This window comes from Aeromicrobium sp., from assembly GCF_037719875.1.
GTDB lineage: Bacteria > Actinomycetota > Actinomycetes > Propionibacteriales > Nocardioidaceae > Aeromicrobium.
This window is the reverse complement of sequence record NZ_JBBJMJ010000001.1, coordinates 56,975-72,120: the sequence shown is the minus strand read 5'-3', so window position 1 is coordinate 72,120 and position 15,146 is coordinate 56,975. Positions and strand designations below refer to the sequence as shown.

Here is a 15,146-nt window from a genome sequence, read left to right as displayed (position 1 = left end):
CTCATGATGAGACTGTCAGAAAAATTGACGCTTCTCAGAGCCCCGTGTTGAGGCCACGAACACGCCTGAGAATGTGGCCAGCAGCGCGTCGATGTGACCTACCGAGAGGGTGCGGGAGAGCCGGGAACCGTCCTCGGTTTTGCGGGGTTTTGCCCGTGACGACTGGAGCCTGACCAGCGAATCGTTGGCGTGCTGCAAAGAGCCGGCCTTTGCAGTTCCGCGCACGGTGGCGTAGGCGTGCTGCATTTCGTTGATGGCCAGCGTCCAGACCTCATGCCCGTCGTCGCGCAGCCGTTTGCCCAGCGGCTTGAGGGTGTCCGCTGGCATCGCAAACGCGCACGGACCCAGCGCCGCGAGGTCTGAGCACGCCCGATAGAGCATGTCCTCGGTCGCACCGTTGATCGTGGCCACCAGCTCGGTGCTGAATCGGTCGTCGGGATGGTACGTCGCCGTGATCGTGGCATGCTCCCAGTCGTCGGTGCGCTCCAGTCCCCAGACAACTTCCCCGGCACGGTCGAGCTGGTCGGGGTCGATCCCCAGGCGGTTGAACGTCGCCGCTGGCAGCCACGCATCGGCGGTGCCTTGCAGGAAGACGTTGAGCGTGTACCGGATGACGTCGAGCCGACCGGTTGAGTCTCGCCACATGGTGCGCGATTCACTCATGACCGAGCGCAGCGGGATGCGCCCGCACGCGACGGCCGGATTCGCGCTGATGACGTTGGCCTCATTCAGCAGCGGCACGCCCTCGTCGTCCAGCTCGGTCGCTTCCCAAATGAATGCCCCGAACCGTTCGGACTCTTGGGCCAGCACCGCGTACGCGCTCGAGACGACGCCCTCGGCCTCGGCCACGACCTGCGCAGCAGCGGAGCGCACGACGTCGCTCGCGTCGATAGCGGTCGCGGCCTCGTCGTACAGCGTCAGCAGCAGCTTGGACTCGTCGTCGCCTGCAGTGGTCAAGCCGACGAGCATCGCACCCCGCTTGGACCGCTGACCGATCGTGATCGCGTTCCAGAGCCCGAGGTCACCGAGGTGCAGCTCGTCGTACAGCGCAGCCGTGAACGGCTCGCCCTGCAAGCTCTCAACCTTGGCCGGGTGGGTCCGGTAGATTCCCCGGCCATCGCGGTAGCTGATCCCGCGCGTGACGGTCGGATTGAATCGGGCCTTGAGCACCGGATGCTTGTCAATGGCAAACCTCACGCGGTCGTAGACGATGCGCGCCTGCGAGTCGATCGACGCGAATCCGCCGACCTTGGGGCCGCGTTTGTGCATCGTCAGGAAGTAGAACGCCAGCACGGCCCCGATCACGCTCTTGCCGTTCTGCCGGGCCAGCGAGATGAGAACCTTTTTGTAGCGCAACTGCCCGCGCAGCTCGACCACGGGCCACCACGGCGGATAGGTCTCCAGCACGCGCCGCACGACCCACACCTGCCACTCGTCTAGGTCGAGCGTGCCCTCGGTCGTTGTCCAGAATGTTGCGACCGCTTCCAGCAGCCGGTTACCGTCCGTCGTGAATGATTCGTCACCGGTCAGAGTGTCGGTGTACCGGGTCGGTCGCCAGTCCCCTACCGCCGAATAGGCGTCATCGGCCTGCATCGGTTCGAACAGAGCGGTCACGCTTCATCGTCGGCGTCGGTGTCTCATCATGAGACGGCACGCGCCGATTTCAGTCCTCTTGGAACTCGAAGATATCCGTCTGCCCCGGCATGGATGGCGGGCCGGGCGTGGGGCTCGTGACCGGGGTCAGCCGCTTGTGCAGCCGCTCGACTGCTTGCAGGTACGCGCTGTCTTTCGCGGCCTCGGTCGAACCCTTCCCGCTGATCTGCTTGTCGAGCTGCTGGCAGAGCTTTCGCACGTGGAAGATGAGCGGCTGGTGGGACGCCGGGACGCCGCCCAGCGTCGCGGTGTAGGTGTCGAACATGGCCGCGTAGGTCAGGCCTTGCGATGTTTCGTCGGCCTCGGTTTCGGCCGGTGTTGTGTCGTCCATTTTGCTCCAATCTCAGATGTTTTCGGGGACCATCGGGGGAAATACGGAAGAGGGCGGGGTCTTGTCGGTCTCGTCTCTAAAAACGGGATTCACGCTGGCAGGGTCGTCACTTGCCTCGGTCTCGATCCACCCCAGGACGGTCGCGTAGCGTGGGCATATCCACGTGTGTCGCACCACAACGGCATCGATTCGCGCGCCCTTGCTCGCGTTGCATGAGGCACACCGAGTGCGCAGGTTGTCGACGTCGACCGCGAGCGCGATGGCCTCGATGGTCACACCGTCCGCGAACAGCACGTCAAGCGGGGTCTCATGGTCAGCCTGTAGACCCTCGGTCGCACCGCAGTCCACACACGTGTAGTCATCTCGGTCGAAGCAGTCGACCCGCGCACGCTTCCACGCTGACAGGTTCTTGATGTGGCGGTGGTTGTCACTCATCGTCGGTGCCTCGGGCCTCGCGGGCTTTGTGTTCTCTCAGCAGGCGGTAGGCGGTGGCTCGGCTCATGCCGCACTCGGTGGCAGCGTCGCCTACGGTCAGGCCGCGCTGGATGTGGATGAGCAGGTCATCAACGTAGTCAGGTGCGATGGCTCGGCGTGCTGTCATGCGGTCTCCCTTGGTTGGGTGCAGATGGGCGGTGTTGCAAGTTCGTGCAGGTGGTCGTGCGGCGATATCTCATGAGATGGGTACGTAGGTGACATCGGAGCCCCGTGGGCGCTCGCACATAGGACTGCCCCGGACTGCCCCGTCTGGTTCGATGACCAATGCCTGAGAGCACGACAAGTAGCGCCGCCTCATATCGAGACGTCGCTACGCTCAACGCCCTCCCAGCCAAGGCCTTGACTGTGGTGGCGTGCGATACCCCGGCGCGTATCGCGGCAGACTCTGGAGCGTCCCTCGGCAGTGTCCTGCTGCCGTGCTGCTGGACGCCCTCCCGGGCCAGTGAGTGATTGACCCCTTTCGTGGTCCCCGGTCAAGCGGTTTTAATGGCGTACACCGGGTCTAGCTGTTGTGTGTGCGTGACGGTGGCGGGATTCGAACCCGCATGCCGTGGGCATGGCAGCCCACGAGCTTTTCCAGCAGCTCACACCGTCCGGTCCTCACCTATAAGGGTCAGTCCGGGTGTCTCATCATGAGATTCCGTGGTGGGTGGCAGCCGCAGCCACAGACGAGCCGAGAGGGCTCCTCAGGGTCGTAGCTGCACGGGTCAGGTATCCACTCAGGGCAGTTGCCGCACTCGTCCCAGAGGCAGGACTGAAACAAGATGATGCGGTCGTCAGTCGCCATAGGTGGGCTCGCTCTCGGCTTCGTCGTGGCACGAGCAACCGCACGTCATCACGCGCTTGTCGAACCGGACAGAGAACTCCAGGCGCGCCTTGCACTGCTGGTGCCGGCCATCTAGGCACCAGCCGAACTTGGTGGTCATTTGACCCGCTTGCAGCGCATGCAGCGCATCGTCAGCAGGGTGCGGGCCTCGACGTCAGGCGAGTGCGGCCAGTCGGCGTGCATGCCGAGCAGGCAGAGTAGACGGCCAATCACGGCGCACACTCAACGCAGTGCCGTTGCTCGATCTCGGCACCGTTGCCGTCGTCAGCGGTGAAGTAGAACACTCGACCGTTGCGTTTGATGCGGTGGCCACAGCCGTCGCACTCGGACGTCTCGGCGGCGATAAACCAGCCGATCACGGGGTTGCCTTGGTCTTCTGCACCGTGATCAGATGCGATATGAGCATCAGCCATGCGGTGGCAGCTGCTCCGGTGAAGAACCCCAAGGCGGCTATAAGGACGTAGATCATGCTGCTTCCTCCTGCTGTTTGCGGTGGCCGATCAGCCACTCTTTGAACGTGATGCCGGGGTTGAGATCTCGGAACTCTGCGCGCTCTGTCTCCCAGACCTCGGCCTCAACGCCTGCCTCGAAGTCGGTGCGAGCGAGGCGGTATTCATTGACGAGCTGGCGGTGTAGGCACCCGATGCGGCAGCCAGCCATGCGAGGGGCGCACGGCATCAGCGCCCGCGGCCCTTGCGGCTGGCCTCGACCGCGATTCGGTCAGCCTGCGTCGCGGGGTTGAGAGCGCAGTACCGGGCGACCTGCTCCGCGAGCAGCAGCCCGACGACACCGGGCGAAAAGTCTCGGCACCCACCTATTTCGACTGCCCCGCTGTGCGCGATCTCTGCGTAGACCGCGACCGCCTCGACGGGCGAGCCGCAGGCGGTCATGCGACGTCTCGCACGGTCCAGAGCATGCGACCCGAGTAGGGCGAGCGCATCAGCGCGACGCGAGTGCGCCGGTTCTTGCAGCGGGCTCGGCGGCGCGCTTCCCGCACGGCGTCGTCCCACCACCAGAAACGTGACGTGCTCGCGTCCAGCAGGTCGCCGCCCGTGGGCCTCACCACTTGCCGCCCGTCAGCCGCTCGTGCGCCGCGATGGCTTCCGCGAGTGCTTTGCCTTGCTCGGCCATGGGCGTGCCGCCCTCAAACGAGAGCGCGGTAATGCGCTCTTCGCCGTCCAGAATCCACCGGGCCACGGTGATGAGCGCGGTCGGGTCGAGCGGGCGCTCTGCGAACTTGCCGCCCTTGACCAGTAGCAGGTCACGGGCGACCGTAAGCGCCACGGCGCGATCCTCCTGATCCTGCGTCAGCACCCACTCGTCCGCGCCCGTCTCGTCCGCGCCCGTCTCGTCCGCGCCCGTCTCGTCGGGCCTCATCGCGCGACCGCCCAGGCGGCGAGCTTGGCCTGCCGGTACTGCGCCTTTGCGTTGAATAAGTGCAGGGCTGACTCGGTGGCCTTTGACAACGCGCGGCTGACCTCGGCGTGGTCATCGTTGCCATCGAAGAGACGGCGCACGCGGCGCCACTCGTTGTGCAGCTGCACTTGCGGCCGCTGGGCGGTGGCGTAGTTCTCATACGCCTCGCCCATCAGGGCGCGCTCAGCTGAGTACGGCCAACCGAGCGTGCGAGTCAGAATTACATGGCTGTTCTTTGTAGTCATACGCCATATAAAAACGGATAGATCATCGTCACGATGCGCCGACACGCCGGATTTATAGGATATTTCTACGTTGAGCCGGATAGGCTACGCATATGACAGTTCAACCCGAGGGCGACAGAATCCCGACATGGACCATCCAAGACGGCCTGCGCAAAGCGCGTATGTGGGCCGAGCTAGAGCAGGGAGACCTTGCCGAGCGCATGGAGATGAGTCGGGCGATGATCAGCAACTACGAGCGTGGCGTAGCAAAGCCCAAACGATCGACAGTGATCGCTTGGGCTTTTGCCTGCAACGTGGAGCCTGAATGGCTCTTGTCGCTCCCCCGCTTGGACTCGAACCAAGAACCCTCCGATTAACAGTCGAATGCTCTGCCAATTGAGCTACAGGGGATCGGCCCCTCCCACGGGAGGAGCACGGTCAACCACTTTAGCAAGCCGTGAGCGGAGTTGTCGCATCGCCTTGGCCTCGATCGTGCGGACCTGAGCGAGGGTCAGATCCAGTCGCTCGCAGACCAGGTGTCGGGGCATCGGCGAGGCCGCAGGATCACCCAAGCCGAAGCGGAGTCGCAGCACCTCGGCGAGCTCGTCGGGCATGCCGTCCAACAGCTCGGGATCGCCCGGATCGGGCTCCTGGGCGACGCAGTCGTGGTCTCCGAGCGGCTGCTCGGGTCGCCACTGCGCGGTCATCGCGGCGCCGATCCACTGCCAGGCGTACGTCGCCAGTCGGACCCCGCGATCGGGGTCGAACCGGTCGATCGCGCGGATCAGGCCGATCGCGCCGGACTGCACGGCGTCGCGCTGCTCCTCGCCGGTCAGACCGCGGAGCCGGGCGCGCAGGGCCACCGTACGCATGCCGGACGTGATGAGCGCATCCCGAGCCGCGCGGTCACCCCGCTGGGCGAGCCGAGCCAGTGCGAGCTCCTCGGCAGCCTCCATCTGTGGCAGCGCGATCAGCTCGCGAACAAATCGATCCATGCCACCAGACTCCGGCGAGCGCGCCTTCGACCGCTCGGCCGCCAGCGGTGGCTGTGGATGCCGGACCGGAATCGATCAGCTGGGGATGTCGCTCCCGAGGGAGCGGTCACGCAGGGTGCGGAACTGCTGCTCCAGCGCGATGAGCTCACCGAACATCCGGTTGTAGGACTCGGCCTGCTCGATCGGGTTGGTGCGCTGCAGCTTGGACTTGAGGTCGGCGAGCTTGCGACCGCACGTCAACAGCTGGAGGCGAACGATGACCGACACCACGACCGCGGCGGTGTTGCTCTCCCTCGCCAGCATCGGCTCGACCGCGGCAACGGCGAGCACCCGCTTGGCATCGGGGTCGTCCACCGAGTCCGACAGCTTCGGCAGCCAGTTGGAGTCCGGGCCGGTCGGCCAGGGCATGTCCTGGATGTGCTTCCAGAGATATTTGGAGATGAAGTGGGTGAAGTCGTTGTCGTCGAGATCGCCGGCGTCGGAACGAGCGAGGTGCGGATGCTGCACGATCGCTTTGAGCGCCTCGCGCTCGTCGGCGAATTGTGGGGCACCGAAGCTCACGACCTCAGCCGGAGCCGGTGCAGGTGCCCCAGAGGCGGTCGGCTGCGCGGCCTTGGCGGACGAGGCGCTCGAGGCCGTACGTCGACGGTGCTCGCCGCGCACCTGGTCGATGTCGGTGCCGACCCGACCGGCGATCTCGCGGAGCAGCTCGTCGACCTTGGACTTGTCGCGGATCGCCGACGCGAGCGAGACCGCCTCGCGTACGGCATCGACCCGCTGGTCACCGCGGTCGAGGTCGTACTTGCCCAGCATGTTGTCGAGGACGAACCGGTAGAGCGGTATGCGCAACGCCACCAGCTCACGTACCGCCGCATCGCCGTCGGCGAGGCGCAGGTCGCACGGGTCCATGCCCCGCGGCTCCACGGCGACATAGGTCTGGGCGACGAACTGCTGGTCACCGCCGAAGGTCTTGAGCGCGGCACGCTGGCCGGCTTCGTCACCGTCGAAGGTGAAGATGACCTCGCCGTGGAAGGCGTCGTGGTCGAGCATCAGCCGGCGCAGGATGCGAGCGTGGTCCTCGCCGAACGCCGTGCCGGAGGTCGCGATCGCCGTCGTCACTCCCGCCTCGTGGCAGGCCATGACATCGGTGTAGCCCTCGACGATGACCGCCTGGCTCGACGACGAGATCGAGCGACGGGCGAGATCGAGGCCGTAGAGGACCTGACTCTTCTTGTAGATCGGAGTCTCGGCGGTGTTGAGGTACTTGGCCTCGATCCGGTCGTCGTCAAACATGCGCCGGGCTCCGAATCCGACGATGTCACCGGTCATCTCACGGATCGGCCACAGCACCCGTCCGCGGAACTTGTCATAGAGGCCCCGCGATCCGCTTGCGGCGAGTCCGCCGATCGTCAGCTCTTCATCGGTGAATCCTTTGGCCTTGAGGTGCGCCACAAGCGCTTCTCCCCCACGCGGCGCAAATCCCATGCCGAACTTCTCGGCGGCGGCCTGGTCGAAGCCCCGATCCTTGACGAACTGCCGACCGGTCTCGGCATCGGGCGAGGACTGCAGTGTCGCTGCGTAGAACGCGCCAGCCTCGCGGTGCGCCTCGAGCAGGCGCTGACGCTGCTGCGGGTCACGGCGGGGTCCGGTGTGGCCGCCCTCTTCGTAGTGCAGCGCGATGCCGACCTTGACGGCCAGGCGCTCCACGGCCTCGACGAAGGTCACGCCCTCGATCTCCATCAAGAACTTGTAGACATCGCCGGAAGCCCCGCACCCGAAGCAGTGATAGAACCCCTGGACGGGACGGACATTGAACGACGGCGACTTCTCGTCGTGGAACGGGCACAGGCCCTTGCGCGAGCCACCGCCGGCGTTCTTGAGCGTGACGTACTGCTCGACGACCTCATCGATGCGGGCTCGCTCACGGACGAGCTGGATGTCGTCGTCCTTGATGCGTCCGGCCATGGGTGAATGCTAGTTCAGCCCGCCCACAGCCGAGCGACGTCATCACGACCGTGTGGGAACTGGGCCGACGGTGATGACGTCCCGCGGTCAGCTGAGGAGGCGAAGGGCCCAGGTGCGGGCCGAGGCGTCCGTCAGGCTGGCAACCTGATCGATCACGACACGCCGTCGGGCGGCGTCATCGGCGGCGGTCGCGAAGTCGAGGGCGAACTCCGCCTCGAGCTCCTGACCGCCAGACTTGTCGAGCACCTCGACGAGCGCCAGCAGCAGCTCGCGCTGGCGACCGAGCGGCCCGGCTCGGTCGTCGGACCGCATGACGTAGTGCGCGGCGATCGACTTGAGCACCGTGATCTCGTCCCGGGTCGCATCGGGAACCTCGAGGTCCGCGGCGAAGCGGATCAGCGGACCCCTGCCCCATCTCTGGACCGTCGCGAGTTCGGCTGCGTGCGCGAACCTGCCGATCAGCGCGCTCGTCAGGCTCTTGAGGATCGCCCGGGCGGCGCGACTCTCATCGAACGCCGTCGCCGGCCACTCGGGCATCCCCTGCAGCCGGGCGAGCGCAGCGTCGAGGCGGTCGTCGGTGGCGCCGGGGTCATACCAGTCGCGGGCAACCTCGTGGATCGATGCCCGGTCGAGCTCCCCGTCTCGCAGGGCGAACCAGCCCCCCACCACACCGTCCTCGACGTCGTGGACCGAATAGGCAATGTCGTCCGCGAGATCCATGACCTGGGCCTCGATGGGACGTCGCCGGGCCGGGGCACCCTCACGCAACCAGTCAAAGACCGCGACGTCGTCGGCGTATGCCCCGAACTTCCCGCTCGCATCAGGCGCCTGCCCGCGCAACCACGGATACTTCACGCACGCCGAGAGCGTCGCGCGGGTGAGGTTGAGGCCGACACTCGTGCCGTCAGCCGCGAACGCCTTGGACTCCAACCGGCACAGGATCCGCAAGGTCTGGGCATTGCCCTCGAACCCCCCGCACGACTGCGCCGCCTCGTCGAGCGCCACCTCCCCGTTGTGGCCGAATGGCGGGTGGCCGAGATCGTGTGCGAGGGCGGCCGAGTCGACGATGTCGGGGTCGCAGCCGAGGGACTTGCCGAGCTCGCGCGCGACCTGGGCCACCTCCAGTGAATGGGTCAGCCGGTTGCGGACGAAGTCGTCGAAGCCGGCGCCCATGACCTGCGTCTTGGCCGACAGCCGTCGCAGGGCCGCCGCATGCACGACGCGGGCGCGGTCGCGCTCGAAGGGCGTACGGCCCACCCGCTTGGGTGGCTCGTCGACGAAGCGGGCCCTCGCCTCCTCGCCATAGGGCGCATCGGTCATCGAATGCGTTTCGCCATGGCGACGTTGGTCGTCTCGAAGCCTGAGGACTCGTAGAGACTGATCGCGGTCGTGTTGAACCCGAAGACGTGGAGCTTCAGCACCGCGATGCTGTGATCGGCGCACCAGCCCTCGGCCGCCTCGAGCAGCCCGCGACCGTAGCCCTTGCCACGTTGGCCCTCGACGACCTCGATGTCGTAGATGGATATCTCGGGCGCAGCCGGTGCAGGATCGGTGAACAGCCAGAGAAAGCCGATCTCCCGGCCGTCGACGACGCCAATGAACAGGTCGTGCGCAGGGGTCTCGACGCCTTGCGGCAACAGCTCGGCATTCTCCTTTGCTGCACGCTCGGCGGCACCCTCGGCCGGCCAGTTGCCGGACGCAACCTTCTCCTCGGCGTAGGCCGCGACGTGATGCTCGCGCCACGACACAAAGCGCTCAGCGGTCATGGGCTCCAGCGTCACGGTCATGGCGCCAGCGTAGTCAGAACCTGCCGGTTCGCGGACGGGGCTGGCAGGTCGGGCACCAAAACGACGACCGGTTCATGAACGCGTCCCGGCGGATCGGCGTCGCGCAACGCTGGCACGGCCTGCCCTCCTGCCCGTATGCCTGCAGGGAGCGATCGAAGTAGCCACTGTTGCCGTTGACGTTGACATAGAGCGCATCGAACGACGTGCCACCCTGGGCCAGCGCCTCGAGCATGACCTCGCCGATGTGCAGGAGCAGTCCGTCGACCTCACGGCGGCGCAGGTGCCGGGTGTTGCGGGCATAGTGCAGCGGGGTGCGCCACAGGGACTCGTCGGCATAGATGTTGCCGACGCCGGAGATCAGGGTCTGGTCGAGGATCGCCCGCTTGACACCCGTCTCACGCCTGCGGAGGCGGGCGGCGAACTCCAACGGGTCGAAGAGCGGGTCGAGCGGATCTCGGGCGATGTGCGCGATCTCGGGCGGCAGCTCGGCGCCGTCCTCGCTGAACGACATACCGCCGAAGATGCGCTGATCGGCAAAGCGCAGCTCGCGGCCGTCGTCGAGGGTCAGGGAGATGCGCAGGTGCCGCGGCGCCGGGGCTCCTGCCTCGGAGACGAGGAACTGACCGCTCATGCCCAGGTGGCACAGCACGGCGTCTCTCGCCCCACCATCAGGATCAGCGAGCTGCATCCAGAGGTACTTGCCGCGGCGAGCAACGCCGACGACGCCACGACCCTCGAGCCGGTGGATGAAGTCGGCCGGGCCCGGGAGGTGACGGCGCAGTGAGCGTACGTCGTGGACCGCGACCGACGCGATGCCGCGGCCGACGACGTGATCCGCGATGCCGCGCCGGACGACTTCGACCTCGGGCAGCTCGGGCACGGCAGGCAGCCTAGGCCTGGTCGGCGGTGGCGCTCTGGAGGCTTGCGTTGATGGCCCGCCACGCGATCTCGGCGACCATCTGCTCGGCCTCCTTCTTGGATCGGCCGACACCTCCGGCGAAGACCCGCTCTCCGACATGCACCTCGGCGGTGAACGACTTGTCGTGATCTGGTCCGGTGCCCTCGAGCGCGTAGTGCGGCACGCCGAGGTCGTGGTTGGCCGCGATCTCCTGCAATGACGTCTTCCAGTCCAGTCCCGCGCCGAGCTCTGCGGCGACGGCGATCACCGGATCGAAGATGCGGTGGATCACCTCGGCGGAGCGTTCGATGCCGAACTGGACGTAGACCGCGCCCAGCAGGGCCTCGATCGTGTCGGACAGGATCGAGGCCTTGTCGCGACCACCGGTCGCCTCCTCGCCCCGACCCAGCAGCACGTGGTCACCGACGCCGAGCGTGCGAGCCACTTCGGCGAGGGCCTTGGCGCTGACGACGGCGGCGCGGAGCTTGGCGAGCTGCCCCTCGGGCAGCTCGGGGTGCCCGGTGAAGAGGGTGTCGGTGACGACGAGGCCGAGGACCGAGTCGCCGAGGAACTCGAGTCGCTCGTTGTTGGGGATGCCACCGTTCTCGTACGCGAACGAACGGTGGGTCAGGGCATGCTGAAGCAGCCCCGCGTCCATGTCCTCCACACCGAGGACCTCGCGGAGCGCATCAGCATTGACTGCTGCAGAGATCAGAGGACCTGACTCAAAGGACCTGGCGACGCTCGCCGCGAGCTCCGTACTGTCCGCACTTGGTGCACGCATGGTGCGGCTGCACCTTCGAGTCACACGCCGGGTTCGCGCAGTCGACGATCGCAGTTGCGGTCGTCTTCCACTGCGAACGACGGTGACGCGTGTTGCTGCGCGACATCTTCCGCTTCGGGACTGCCACGATCTACTCCTTGCTGTCGTCGGACATGATGTCCGACTCTGACTGGTCGGCCGACGGGACCGGTTGGTCCGCCAGCTGGCGGAGCGACGCCCACCTCGGGTCAATCGCTTCACCGTGTGTGTGATCTGGATCGTCCGCGATCCGAGCCCCACATTCTGGGCACAGTCCCGGACACTCCGGACCACACAACGGGTTGTGCGGCAGCGCAAGCACCACCGCGTCCCGCAGGACGGTCTCGAGGTCGAGCAGGTCGTCCTCGAGGAAGAACTCCTCTTCTTCGGCCTCTTCCTTGTCAGAAGGGGCCTCGAAGAGGTACAACTCCTGGAATCCCACCACGACACCTTCATCGATCGGGTCCAGACACCGCACACACTCGCCCACTGCCCGCGCCGAGATGGTGCCTGTTGCCAGAACACCTTCCATGATGGCCTCGAGCCGGAGCTCGATCTCCATCGTGGAACCCTCGGGCACGCTGTAGACGTCGTAACCCATGTCTGCCGGCGCCGGTGTGGTCAGCTGGTGCGTACGTTCAGCGCCCGGTTTGCGACCCATCTCGTGGGTGTCGAAAACCAATGGTCCCGAAAGCACGCGTAGCCATCCGTCCAAGTGCACGACAAAATTTCAACCTGCGAGCAGGCCGAAGAGAATCGTAACCCGCCGGGCCACGCCGAGGCCAATCGCATGCCCAGTCTGTCGGGCCCCGGTGACACCATTGACCCATGATCGAAAGCACCGTGTCCGAGGGCACCGTGCTGCACGCCGATCTCGACGCGTTTTACGCATCGGTCGAGCAGCGCGACGACCCCTCGCTGCGCGGGCGGCCCGTCATCGTCGGCGGCGGCGTCGTGCTGGCGGCGAGCTATGAGGCCAAGGCGCGGGGCGTTCGTACTGCCATGGGGGGCCGCCAGGCACTGAGGGTGTGCCCCGACGCAATCGTCGTGCCACCCCGGATGACGGCATACACGCAGGCCAGCCGCGACGTGTTCGAGGTGTTTCACGACACGACGCCGGTCGTCGAGGGGCTGTCCATCGACGAGGAGTTCCTCGAGGTCGGCGGGTTGCGTCGCATCCGCGGGCTGCCGTCATCGATCGCCGAGCAGCTGCGCATCGACGTGCGCGAGCGCGTGGGACTGCCGATCTCGGTCGGGGTGGCGCGGACGAAATATCTCGCCAAGGTTGCCAGCGCCGTGTCCAAGCCCGAGGGCATGCTCGTTGTGCCGGTCGAGAAGGAGCTTGAGTTCCTCCACGCTCTTCCCGTCGAGCGGCTATGGGGTGTCGGCAAGGTCACGTCCGGCAAGCTCCGCGACGCCCGTATCAACACGGTCGGAGATGTCGCGCAGATGTTTGAGATCGAGCTCGTCCAGCTGCTCGGTCCGGGCGCTGGCCATCACCTCCACGCGCTGGCTCACAACCGCGATCCGCGTCCGGTCACCACCGGCAAACGGCGCGGGTCGATGGGCGCCCAGCACGCGATTGGTCGCGGGTCACACTCAGCGGCCGAGCTCGACCTGACGCTGCTGACCCTGGTCGACCGGGTCGCCGGACGCATGCGGGCTGCGGGGCGTACGGGAAGCACGGTGACGATCCGGCTGAGATTCGGCGACTTCACCAGGTCGACGAGCTCCCACACTCTCGCGCGGCCCACGGCGCACAACACGACGGTGCTCGAAGTCGCTCGCACACTGCTGCAGTCACGCACCGCCGCGATCAAGCAGCGCGGCATCACGCTGATCGGCGTCTCGGTTGGCTCGTTGGACGACGAGCCCGAACAGCTCGCGCTGCCCCTCGACGTCACCGCCGGGGCCGAGATTGACGCCGTCATCGACGCCGTCCGCGACAAGTACGGCTCCCGGTCACTGCGCCGTGCGGTCCAGATCGGCAAGGGCGAGCACCTCGCCGTCCCGCTCCTGCCGGACTAGCCCGAAACCGGACCAGGCTCGACGCCGTGGCGGCCCGAGCCACCTTGTCGGTCGGCATTCGAGGCAATCAGGCCTCGGGCAGGTCGGCGAAGGCCTTCTTCGCGTCGCGATACCAGCCGAGCGACTTCTTGGGGTGGCGCCAGCGCGCCTTCATCTCGTTGCGCGCCTCTTGATGAGTGGCGTCCCCGCCCTTCTCCGCCTCCTTGAGGTGCTGGTCCTGGGCGTTGATGACGTCATCGGCGGTCTCGCCGCGATGGTCGAGGTCGCAAGGACCTCCCAGCTGGCGACAGGTCATGGTCTTCATGGTCGGCACGTCCTTTCGATGATGTTCTGATGTTCTGATGTTCTGACATCTATCTGACGATCACCGGCATCCAGATGTGACCACTCGGCCGCTATCAGTCTCGCCGCTTGGCACCGTCGCGGCGTGCGACTTGTTGGAGCACGTCAGCGTCGGCGCGGAACGTGATGCTGCGAATTACGCCGTCGTCGACCTCGAAGTCGAAGACGACCCTCGCCTTGCCGAGGTGGAACCAAGCCGCCGCCGGCCGGTCGCCAACGAGCACAGCGAGCGCGGAACGGGCAGAACCGTTGAAGAACTCTGCCACCTCTCGCCGACCCTCGATCAGCGACGGGGTGCCGGCCATGACGGCGGCCGCGTCGGCCGTCACCACGGCGTCGGGCGCGAGCATCCGGATGAGCCGGTCGAACTCACCCTGACGGGCTGCCGCCATGAAGGCATCCACGACCTCCCAAGCGGCCGGCCGCTCCTGCGCTGCCGGCTCGCCGACCTTGGTGCGGGCACGAGAGGCCAGCTTGCGTGCCGCGGCCGACGTCGTGTCGAGGACGACCGCGATGGTCGCGAACTCGAAACCGAAGCTGTCGTGCAGCACGAAAGCGACCCGCTCGGTCGGCGAGAGCCGGTTGAGCACCACCTGGAGGGCGACGCCCACGGTGTCCGTCAGCTCGACCGTCTCGACCGGGTCGGGCGAAAGGTCAGCCACGGCAACCTCGTCGGCCGGGACCGGCACGCGCGCCTTGAGTCGATCCAGGCACAACCGGGTCGTCACGGTGGTCAGCCAGGCCGGCAGGTTCTCGATGTCCGACCCGGTCGAGTCGAGGCGCAGCCATGCCTGCTGCACGACGTCCTCGGCCTCGGACGGATCGGCCAGCACACGGGACGCGAGGCCGATCAGTCGCGGCCGCTCGGCCTCGAAGGCCTCAGTCGAATCCATGTCGCCGCCTTGTGCCTCAGGCGTACTTTGCCTTGAGCTCGGTCAGGACGAAGTCGGGGACGAGCTTGGAGACGTCGCCACCGTGCTTGGCGACCTCTTTGACCAGGCTCGACGCCAAGAACGAGTACTCCGGCGTCGTCGGGATGAAGATCGTGTCGACCTCGGTGAGACTGCCGTTCATCTGCGCCATCTGGAGCTCATAGTCGAAATCCGTGACGGCACGCAGCCCCTTGACGATCGCGGTCACACCGTTGTCGTTGCAGAAGTCGACCAGCAGGCCCCGAAAGAACCCGGTCGAGACATTCGGCAGGTGCGAGGTGGCGCGGTCAAGCAGAGCGAGCCGCTCCTCGATCGTGAAGAGTCCCTGCTTGTTCTCGTTGACCAGGACAGCCACGACCACCTCGTCAAAGAGCCGAGCCGCCCGCTCGATGATGTCGAGGTGACCATTGGTCACGGGGTCGAAGGAACCGGGGCACACGACCTTCGTCATG

General features: G+C 66.4%; 22 protein-coding genes and 2 tRNA genes. 1 reads left to right on the top strand and 23 read right to left on the bottom strand.

Translation table 11 applies throughout. The features are described from left to right. Nucleotides 1-15: 15 nt before the first annotated feature. The 20 genes from WKF39_RS00430 to WKF39_RS00335 all read right to left on the bottom strand — a co-directional run bounded on the left by WKF39_RS00430 (nt 16) and on the right by WKF39_RS00335 (nt 12,053). Complete coding sequence (locus WKF39_RS00430; RefSeq protein ID WP_340384830.1) at nt 16-1,614, bottom strand: hypothetical protein; 1,599 nt, start codon at nt 1,612-1,614, stop codon at nt 16-18. 49 nt (nt 1,615-1,663) lie between these two features. Next, a complete protein-coding gene (locus WKF39_RS00425; protein ID WP_340384828.1) occupies nt 1,664-1,984 on the bottom strand; it encodes a hypothetical protein in 321 nt (106 codons plus the stop codon). Between the two features lie 12 nt (nt 1,985-1,996). Beyond that, nucleotides 1,997-2,419, bottom strand: coding sequence for a hypothetical protein (locus tag WKF39_RS00420; RefSeq protein WP_340384826.1), 423 nt, complete (start codon nt 2,417-2,419; stop codon nt 1,997-1,999). Continuing rightward, nucleotides 2,412-2,585 carry a helix-turn-helix transcriptional regulator gene (locus WKF39_RS00415; protein WP_340384824.1) on the bottom strand — a complete coding sequence of 58 codons (174 nt, stop codon included), beginning with the start codon at nt 2,583-2,585 and terminating at the stop codon, nt 2,412-2,414. Before WKF39_RS00415 ends, WKF39_RS00420 begins: the two co-directional genes overlap by 8 nt. Nucleotides 2,586-2,999: 414 nt before the next feature. Further along, nucleotides 3,000-3,073 (bottom strand) — tRNA-Gly (locus WKF39_RS00410). Nucleotides 3,074-3,255: 182 nt separating this feature from the next. Beyond that, the gene (locus WKF39_RS00405) at nt 3,256-3,405 is read right to left on the bottom strand and encodes a hypothetical protein (RefSeq protein WP_340384822.1); all 150 of its coding nucleotides are present in this window, start codon (nt 3,403-3,405) and stop codon (nt 3,256-3,258) included. A 109-nt stretch (nt 3,406-3,514) separates the two neighbouring features. Then, nucleotides 3,515-3,664: a hypothetical protein gene (locus WKF39_RS00400; protein ID WP_340384820.1), complete on the bottom strand. Its 150-nt coding sequence runs from the start codon at nt 3,662-3,664 to the stop codon at nt 3,515-3,517. 106 nt (nt 3,665-3,770) lie between these two features. Next, entirely contained in the window at nt 3,771-3,965 is a 195-nt protein-coding gene (locus WKF39_RS00395; protein WP_340384818.1) for a hypothetical protein, read from the bottom strand. 17 nt (nt 3,966-3,982) lie between these two features. Continuing rightward, nucleotides 3,983-4,195, bottom strand: a complete 213-nt coding sequence (locus WKF39_RS00390; RefSeq protein WP_340384816.1) for a hypothetical protein — start codon at nt 4,193-4,195, stop codon at nt 3,983-3,985. A 169-nt stretch (nt 4,196-4,364) separates the two neighbouring features. Further along, on the bottom strand, nt 4,365-4,682 hold the full coding sequence (locus tag WKF39_RS00385; RefSeq protein ID WP_340384815.1) for a hypothetical protein: 318 nt from the start codon (nt 4,680-4,682) through the stop codon (nt 4,365-4,367). Next, a complete protein-coding gene (locus WKF39_RS00380; protein WP_340384813.1) occupies nt 4,679-4,966 on the bottom strand; it encodes a hypothetical protein in 288 nt (95 codons plus the stop codon). Before WKF39_RS00380 ends, WKF39_RS00385 begins: the two co-directional genes overlap by 4 nt. Before the next feature lie 317 nt (nt 4,967-5,283). Then, nucleotides 5,284-5,356, bottom strand: a tRNA-Asn gene (locus WKF39_RS00375). Beyond that, a complete protein-coding gene (locus WKF39_RS00370; protein WP_340384811.1) occupies nt 5,347-5,940 on the bottom strand; it encodes a sigma factor in 594 nt (197 codons plus the stop codon). The genes WKF39_RS00375 and WKF39_RS00370 overlap by 10 nt, the downstream gene beginning before the upstream one ends. Nucleotides 5,941-6,015: 75 nt before the next feature. Then, nucleotides 6,016-7,905 (bottom strand): DNA primase, encoded by a 1,890-nt coding sequence (dnaG, locus tag WKF39_RS00365; protein WP_340384809.1) that lies wholly within the window; start codon nt 7,903-7,905, stop codon nt 6,016-6,018. 87 nt (nt 7,906-7,992) lie between these two features. After that, the gene (locus WKF39_RS00360) at nt 7,993-9,225 is read right to left on the bottom strand and encodes a deoxyguanosinetriphosphate triphosphohydrolase (RefSeq protein ID WP_340384807.1); all 1,233 of its coding nucleotides are present in this window, start codon (nt 9,223-9,225) and stop codon (nt 7,993-7,995) included. Further along, a complete protein-coding gene (locus WKF39_RS00355; RefSeq protein WP_340384805.1) occupies nt 9,222-9,692 on the bottom strand; it encodes a GNAT family N-acetyltransferase in 471 nt (156 codons plus the stop codon). Before WKF39_RS00355 ends, WKF39_RS00360 begins: the two co-directional genes overlap by 4 nt. 13 nt (nt 9,693-9,705) lie before the next feature. Continuing rightward, a complete protein-coding gene (mutM, locus tag WKF39_RS00350; RefSeq protein WP_340384803.1) occupies nt 9,706-10,572 on the bottom strand; it encodes a bifunctional DNA-formamidopyrimidine glycosylase/DNA-(apurinic or apyrimidinic site) lyase in 867 nt (288 codons plus the stop codon). A gap of 10 nt (nt 10,573-10,582) precedes the next feature. Further along, nucleotides 10,583-11,248: a ribonuclease III gene (rnc, locus tag WKF39_RS00345; protein WP_340385588.1), complete on the bottom strand. Its 666-nt coding sequence runs from the start codon at nt 11,246-11,248 to the stop codon at nt 10,583-10,585. Nucleotides 11,249-11,315: 67 nt separating this feature from the next. After that, a complete protein-coding gene (rpmF, locus tag WKF39_RS00340; RefSeq protein ID WP_056607529.1) occupies nt 11,316-11,501 on the bottom strand; it encodes a 50S ribosomal protein L32 in 186 nt (61 codons plus the stop codon). A 3-nt stretch (nt 11,502-11,504) separates the two neighbouring features. After that, nucleotides 11,505-12,053: a DUF177 domain-containing protein gene (locus tag WKF39_RS00335; protein ID WP_340384795.1), complete on the bottom strand. Its 549-nt coding sequence runs from the start codon at nt 12,051-12,053 to the stop codon at nt 11,505-11,507. 167 nt (nt 12,054-12,220) lie between these two features. Here WKF39_RS00335 and dinB point away from each other — a divergent pair, with 167 nt between their 5' ends. Beyond that, nucleotides 12,221-13,420 (top strand): DNA polymerase IV, encoded by a 1,200-nt coding sequence (gene dinB / locus WKF39_RS00330; protein ID WP_340384793.1) that lies wholly within the window; start codon nt 12,221-12,223, stop codon nt 13,418-13,420. Between the two features lie 67 nt (nt 13,421-13,487). On the opposite strand, the gene WKF39_RS00325 is transcribed toward dinB, so the two are convergent. The 3 genes from WKF39_RS00325 to coaD all read right to left on the bottom strand — a co-directional run bounded on the left by WKF39_RS00325 (nt 13,488) and on the right by coaD (nt 15,145). Then, nucleotides 13,488-13,724 (bottom strand): hypothetical protein, encoded by a 237-nt coding sequence (locus WKF39_RS00325; protein WP_340384791.1) that lies wholly within the window; start codon nt 13,722-13,724, stop codon nt 13,488-13,490. A 94-nt stretch (nt 13,725-13,818) separates the two neighbouring features. Next, nucleotides 13,819-14,655 (bottom strand): sigma factor, encoded by an 837-nt coding sequence (locus WKF39_RS00320; protein WP_340384789.1) that lies wholly within the window; start codon nt 14,653-14,655, stop codon nt 13,819-13,821. A 16-nt stretch (nt 14,656-14,671) separates the two neighbouring features. Further along, nucleotides 14,672-15,145, bottom strand: a complete 474-nt coding sequence (gene coaD / locus WKF39_RS00315) for a pantetheine-phosphate adenylyltransferase (RefSeq protein WP_340384787.1) — start codon at nt 15,143-15,145, stop codon at nt 14,672-14,674. Between the last annotated feature and the right edge of the window lies 1 nt (nt 15,146).

Coding starts and splice junctions, on each gene's coding strand:
- WKF39_RS00425 (WP_340384828.1), bottom strand. CDS start 1,984: ATGGACGACACAACACCGGCCGAAACCGAGGCCGACGAAACATCGCAA.
- WKF39_RS00420 (WP_340384826.1), bottom strand. CDS start 2,419: ATGAGTGACAACCACCGCCACATCAAGAACCTGTCAGCGTGGAAGCGT.
- WKF39_RS00415 (WP_340384824.1), bottom strand. CDS start 2,585: ATGACAGCACGCCGAGCCATCGCACCTGACTACGTTGATGACCTGCTC.
- WKF39_RS00405 (WP_340384822.1), bottom strand. CDS start 3,405: ATGACCACCAAGTTCGGCTGGTGCCTAGATGGCCGGCACCAGCAGTGC.
- WKF39_RS00395 (WP_340384818.1), bottom strand. CDS start 3,965: ATGGCTGGCTGCCGCATCGGGTGCCTACACCGCCAGCTCGTCAATGAA.
- WKF39_RS00390 (WP_340384816.1), bottom strand. CDS start 4,195: ATGACCGCCTGCGGCTCGCCCGTCGAGGCGGTCGCGGTCTACGCAGAG.
- WKF39_RS00385 (WP_340384815.1), bottom strand. CDS start 4,682: ATGAGGCCCGACGAGACGGGCGCGGACGAGACGGGCGCGGACGAGACG.
- WKF39_RS00380 (WP_340384813.1), bottom strand. CDS start 4,966: ATGACTACAAAGAACAGCCATGTAATTCTGACTCGCACGCTCGGTTGG.
- WKF39_RS00370 (WP_340384811.1), bottom strand. CDS start 5,940: ATGGATCGATTTGTTCGCGAGCTGATCGCGCTGCCACAGATGGAGGCT.
- dnaG (WP_340384809.1), bottom strand. CDS start 7,905: ATGGCCGGACGCATCAAGGACGACGACATCCAGCTCGTCCGTGAGCGA.
- WKF39_RS00360 (WP_340384807.1), bottom strand. CDS start 9,225: ATGACCGATGCGCCCTATGGCGAGGAGGCGAGGGCCCGCTTCGTCGAC.
- WKF39_RS00355 (WP_340384805.1), bottom strand. CDS start 9,692: ATGACCGTGACGCTGGAGCCCATGACCGCTGAGCGCTTTGTGTCGTGG.
- rnc (WP_340385588.1), bottom strand. CDS start 11,248: ATGGACGCGGGGCTGCTTCAGCATGCCCTGACCCACCGTTCGTTCGCG.
- WKF39_RS00335 (WP_340384795.1), bottom strand. CDS start 12,053: ATGGGTCGCAAACCGGGCGCTGAACGTACGCACCAGCTGACCACACCG.
- dinB (WP_340384793.1), top strand. CDS start 12,221: ATGATCGAAAGCACCGTGTCCGAGGGCACCGTGCTGCACGCCGATCTC.
- WKF39_RS00325 (WP_340384791.1), bottom strand. CDS start 13,724: ATGAAGACCATGACCTGTCGCCAGCTGGGAGGTCCTTGCGACCTCGAC.
- WKF39_RS00320 (WP_340384789.1), bottom strand. CDS start 14,655: ATGGATTCGACTGAGGCCTTCGAGGCCGAGCGGCCGCGACTGATCGGC.
- coaD (WP_340384787.1), bottom strand. CDS start 15,145: ATGACGAAGGTCGTGTGCCCCGGTTCCTTCGACCCCGTGACCAATGGT.